Source organism: Synechococcus sp. CS-1328 (assembly GCF_025128095.1).
In the GTDB taxonomy this organism is placed as follows: domain Bacteria; phylum Cyanobacteriota; class Cyanobacteriia; order PCC-6307; family Cyanobiaceae; genus CBW1002.
This window is the reverse complement of record NZ_JAHLYT010000054.1, coordinates 1-4,008: the sequence shown is the minus strand read 5'-3', so window position 1 is coordinate 4,008 and position 4,008 is coordinate 1. Positions and strand designations below refer to the sequence as shown.

Below are 4,008 nucleotides of genomic sequence, written 5' to 3'. Positions count from 1 at the left end.
GTAGCGCAATTGATCTCAAGCATCAGGCGTCGCTGAAGCAAGATTGCCTTTGAGACCACGCCGAGACCGCATTGGGCGTTGGCATGGAGCGAGTTGGTTCGTTTTGCTCAAAACGGCCTATGTGCAACACGCTCCTAGCTGGGCGCAGAGCTGGTCGGTGGTCAGCCAGAGGTCAGGGGCCATGCGGGGTGGCGAAGGAGCCGCTGTGGCCGGGGCCGACAGCGCGAGAGGCTACCTGCGGAGATTGGCTGCCCTGGCTCAGAACTCCTGATCCCACAGCCCCAGTCGCTCCAGCCAGGCATCGACCAGCAGCGGATCCCAGCCGTGGTGAATTTCCAGGGCATAGGCGATGCCGATCAGGGCCTCGGCGGCAGGACCGTCGTAACGCCCCTTTCTCTGGGCCTGCTGCTGGAGGCTGTGACCCAGCTGGAGCAGTTGCAGCTCCCCGAGCAGGCCCCGTTGCTCAGTGAGCGCCTGGCTGTGGCGCTCCAGGTCGAACAGCTCCGGCGTGAGGGGGGCAGCCTGCTGCGGGGCGACGGGCCAGAAGCGGGAGAAAAGATGCTGGAGAAGCCGCATGGAATCAGACGCGGGACTTCTGAGGGTTCCGGCCCCGACCGGCCTTGGCACGTAAGCAAGGTCACTTGGGCGATGCATGGGCCCCTCGCTCAGCGATCGCAGGAAGGACGGGCGCAGGGGGTGGAGCCATCGACCAACGGGCCGCCGCTGAGGAGCGCCACCACCGGTTCGCTGTCCTCGGCCACCGGTTGGCTGGTTTCCGGCTCTGCCTCCTGGAGCTCCGCCATCCAGGTCCCCTGGAGGAGACGGGTCGGCGTCGCCTCCGCCGCGAAGGGGGTCAGCAGGGTTCCGAGCCCAAGGGTGGTGATGGCGAGAACAGGAAGGAATTTCATGGTCATCTCTGGAAGGGGGGAGCCGTGCCCCCCGGGTTCCTCCAGAGTCGATGAGCTGGAATGTTGAGGCCGTGAGCCGGCGCAAGCGGAGCTGTGATCTTGCTCACAGCCTCCGGCGGCTGGGTCGGATCCTCCGGGAGCGATGCCGATGGATGCCGTCAGCGTCAGCGGCCTCAGGAACAACCCTGCTGAGCCTCAGGACTCAGTCGAGCCAGCGCAGATCGCGCTGCAGTTCTTCAGCCATCCGACTGCCACCCGCCAGGAGTTGGCTGAGCTCTGCTGACGTGAACACCAGGGCATCGCAGCTGAGGGGCAGCTGGTCGAGCGGCCAGTGCCGTAGCCGCTGATGCTGGGGACCTGCGGCCGCTTCATCGATCAGCACGAGATCGAGATCGCTGCCCACGGAAGCGGTCCCACGGCCGTAACTCCCGAACACGCCCACCCGCAGGAGGCTCGGATGGGCACGGCGCTGGTCGCTGGCCCAGGCCTGAACCTCACGCAACACATGCTCAGGCCGAGGCCATCGCAGAACGGATTGCGTCAACAAGCGCACGGGCATGGTGAAGGGCGTCGTGGCTTTGGAGCCGGCCGAAGTGGTCGGTGGGAGCGCCTTCCGGCAGACTATCGGGATAGCGGGTTGGGATGTAGAGGGCATCCAGCACCCGAAGGCGATCCTCCAGATCCGAAACCTCGGCATCGAGGGCCTGGGCAACGGCGGGCGGTAGATCGCGGAACGACCGCCCCAGACCATGGCCCCAGCTCTGCTGGCCATGGTGGAGATGCAGCGCCTTGAGAGCCTTCTCCACAGCCTGATGACAGGCGAAACAGGCCCAGTCGTGATGGCCAGCGTCGGCGCTGAGCTGGGCCTGGGCCAGATCGGCCTGCGCCTGATGCAACCAATCGGCCGAGCGGTTCATGGGAAGAGTCTGCTCCCGCGCTCACCCCTGCCACTCGGATCGGCCTCGACCAGGACGGCCTCTTGCAGACCCCAGGCGTGCGGGAAGCTCAGATGGGTTGATCCAGATGGTGCTGGATCGCTGTGGGGAATGACATCTTCCGCGCCTGAAGATCTACGAAAAGAAGGAGCTTGCAGAAAGCTCAACCATCTGGAAATTTCGGATGGTTTGAATCGAGAGCCAACGCGAGCGCCGCCCGCCCGCTTACCCACCAAGCCAGTAAGCTGGTTTCCCAGGCTTGGGCGTGATGAAGACGACGCTTGACCTTCCGGATCACCTGATGCGCCAGGTGAAGCAGCGGGCCCTGCAGCAGGGGCGGCCGATCAAGGAGCTGGTGGCCGACTACATCCGCCAGGGGATGCATGGCCCCGCTCCCCTGCCGCAGCCCACCAAGCGCGAGGTGCTGGAGGTGGACGCGGAAGGACTGCCGCTGTTTCGCCCTGACCCCCAGATCAAGCGGCATCCCATTGATGTGGCCACAGCGCTGCGGCTGGAGCAGGACACGCTGATGCAGGAGGACCGCCAGCGTGCCGGCCTGTCTGCTTGACAGCAATGTGTGGCTGGCGGCGGCCTTCAGCGAGCACCCGGCCCATGCGCTCGCCGGTGGGGTGCTGCGCTCGGCCAGCGCGGTGGAACCGGCCTTGTGGTGCCGCGCCACCCAGCAGAGTTTTCTGCGTCTGGCCTCCACGCCGGCGATCACGCAGGCTTATGGCGTGCCGAAGGCCACCAACGGCGATGCCTGGGCCGCACTGCAGACGTTCCTGGCGCTGCCGCAGGTGGATGTGATCGATGAGCCGCCTGATCTGGGGCGTATTTGGTGCCAGCTGGGCGCGATCGAGCAGACTGCCCCGAAGCGCTGGATGGATGCCTACATGGTCGCCTTCGCGATCGCTGCCAGAGTTTCCCTGATCAGCCTCGACCAGGATTTTCGCCAGTTTGAGCCGGAAGGGCTCACGTTCCAGCTGCTGCACGCGGATGTCCGTGGAGAAGACTCACCATGAGCTTTCGCCGTTACCCGGCCTGCTGCGGATTGACTGCGGACTCGGGAGGATCCCCAAAAAAGCGGCCCCCAGAGGAGGCCGCCAAAGGACGTCAATCCAAGCCAAAGCCGAGCGAGATCAGCTGTTCTCGCTCAGGATGTTGTGGAGCTCCTTGTAGGTGTAGACAAGGGCCTGGATCTGCTTGTACAGCTGGGTCTTCATCTCCTTACTTAGGGGAGTGATCTTGAAATCGAAGTAGTAGCTCCGCTCGCTCAGGTTCAGGTGCAGCCCCATCTCGGCGATGTCGCCGGCTTCGATATGGGCCATCGAGATCTTCTTGGGCTCGATCGGATCTTCGGGGAAGTTTTCGAACATAACCCTCCTAGGGTGTTTGGTGATTGTTGCTTAACTCTGTATTAGTTATTGGATTCAGCCATCTATTGAATCAGGCTGAACGATGGCCATGGATGGCCTTATCGGACTGAAGAACCTACGCCAACAGTCTTTCCTTGGCAAGCGATGCTTCCGGTTGCCCTGGGCCAGTACCGCAGATCGAAGGCCCTCTCACCAGGCCCGGGAAGCAGGCGGGCCAGGCTGACCAGCGTGGTTCCCATCAGCCAGATCTGTCCGCCTGGGATCAGGGCCAGGGCGAGGCTGACCACCAGTGACATCGAGGCGCCACTGAGGGCAGAAAGGCCAGCCGCCTGAATCGCCGCCCGCAGAATCCTCTGCTTTCCAGCGCCAGAAGCCTGCACCCAGCTGTGCCGTTGGCGGATCAGGTGCCAGGCGAGGGCGATCGAGGCCGCGATCAGGGCTGCTTCCACCCCGTGGGCCGCCATGTCGGCCGGCACCCCGGGAGCCAGCAGCGCATCCAGGCCGCCATCGGCATGGGCACGGGCGATCTCGGCAGGGTTCATCACCTCGGCGCCGCGGCTGCGGTTCCAGCTGGCGGTCTCGAACTGCCAGCCCTGGTCTGCCGTTCCCCCCTGGGACTGGGGCCACCAATGGCTGAGGTCCTTGTCCGCCAGCCAGCTGCGGATGGCGTCGTGGGGAGAGTCGCTGCGCAGCAGCAGCTCGGGGAGCTGACCCTGCAGTTCTGCCGCGTGGCTGGTGAGCCGTTCCTGAAGGCCAGCGCTTTGTTGCGGATCCAGGAGTGGCTCCCGG

Annotated in this window: 8 protein-coding genes; 2 read left to right on the top strand and 6 right to left on the bottom strand. The window is 64.6% G+C overall.

Annotation, left to right across the window (positions count from 1 at the left end; all coding sequences use genetic code 11):
• Positions 1 to 258 precede the first annotated feature (258 nt).
• The 4 genes from KQ310_RS10290 to KQ310_RS10275 form a co-directional block, all read right to left on the bottom strand.
• Positions 259 to 576, bottom strand: a complete 318-nt coding sequence (locus KQ310_RS10290) for a hypothetical protein (protein ID WP_259721662.1) — start codon at positions 574 to 576, stop codon at positions 259 to 261.
• Between the two features lie 89 nt (positions 577 to 665).
• Positions 666 to 908: a hypothetical protein gene (locus KQ310_RS10285; protein ID WP_259721661.1), complete on the bottom strand. Its 243-nt coding sequence runs from the start codon at positions 906 to 908 to the stop codon at positions 666 to 668.
• Between the two features lie 202 nt (positions 909 to 1,110).
• On the bottom strand, positions 1,111 to 1,413 hold the full coding sequence (locus KQ310_RS10280; RefSeq protein WP_259721660.1) for a nucleotidyltransferase domain-containing protein: 303 nt from the start codon (positions 1,411 to 1,413) through the stop codon (positions 1,111 to 1,113).
• Between the two features lie 4 nt (positions 1,414 to 1,417).
• Positions 1,418 to 1,825, bottom strand: a complete 408-nt coding sequence (locus KQ310_RS10275) for a HEPN domain-containing protein (protein ID WP_259721659.1) — start codon at positions 1,823 to 1,825, stop codon at positions 1,418 to 1,420.
• Between the two features lie 286 nt (positions 1,826 to 2,111).
• Here KQ310_RS10275 and KQ310_RS10270 point away from each other — a divergent pair, with 286 nt between their 5' ends.
• Entirely contained in the window at positions 2,112 to 2,411 is a 300-nt protein-coding gene (locus KQ310_RS10270; protein ID WP_259721658.1) for a hypothetical protein, read from the top strand.
• Positions 2,392 to 2,865, top strand: coding sequence for a TA system VapC family ribonuclease toxin (locus tag KQ310_RS10265; RefSeq protein WP_259721657.1), 474 nt, complete (start codon positions 2,392 to 2,394; stop codon positions 2,863 to 2,865). The genes KQ310_RS10270 and KQ310_RS10265 overlap by 20 nt, the downstream gene beginning before the upstream one ends.
• Before the next feature lie 117 nt (positions 2,866 to 2,982).
• Here the strand turns inward: KQ310_RS10265 and KQ310_RS10260 are convergent, their stop codons facing one another.
• Together KQ310_RS10260 and KQ310_RS10255 are read right to left on the bottom strand one after the other, a co-directional pair.
• Positions 2,983 to 3,219 (bottom strand): hypothetical protein, encoded by a 237-nt coding sequence (locus KQ310_RS10260; protein ID WP_259721656.1) that lies wholly within the window; start codon positions 3,217 to 3,219, stop codon positions 2,983 to 2,985.
• Between the two features lie 98 nt (positions 3,220 to 3,317).
• Positions 3,318 to 4,008: hypothetical protein (locus tag KQ310_RS10255; RefSeq protein ID WP_259721655.1), on the bottom strand; the 691-nt coding region annotated here is incomplete at its 5' end.

Bases quoted from the DNA above. Each gene is read 5' to 3' on its own strand.
- KQ310_RS10275 (WP_259721659.1), bottom strand. From the start codon at position 1,825: ATGAACCGCTCGGCCGATTGGTTGCATCAGGCGCAGGCCGATCTGGCC.
- KQ310_RS10290 (WP_259721662.1), bottom strand. From the start codon at position 576: ATGCGGCTTCTCCAGCATCTTTTCTCCCGCTTCTGGCCCGTCGCCCCG.
- KQ310_RS10285 (WP_259721661.1), bottom strand. From the start codon at position 908: ATGAAATTCCTTCCTGTTCTCGCCATCACCACCCTTGGGCTCGGAACC.
- KQ310_RS10270 (WP_259721658.1), top strand. From the start codon at position 2,112: ATGAAGACGACGCTTGACCTTCCGGATCACCTGATGCGCCAGGTGAAG.
- KQ310_RS10260 (WP_259721656.1), bottom strand. From the start codon at position 3,219: ATGTTCGAAAACTTCCCCGAAGATCCGATCGAGCCCAAGAAGATCTCG.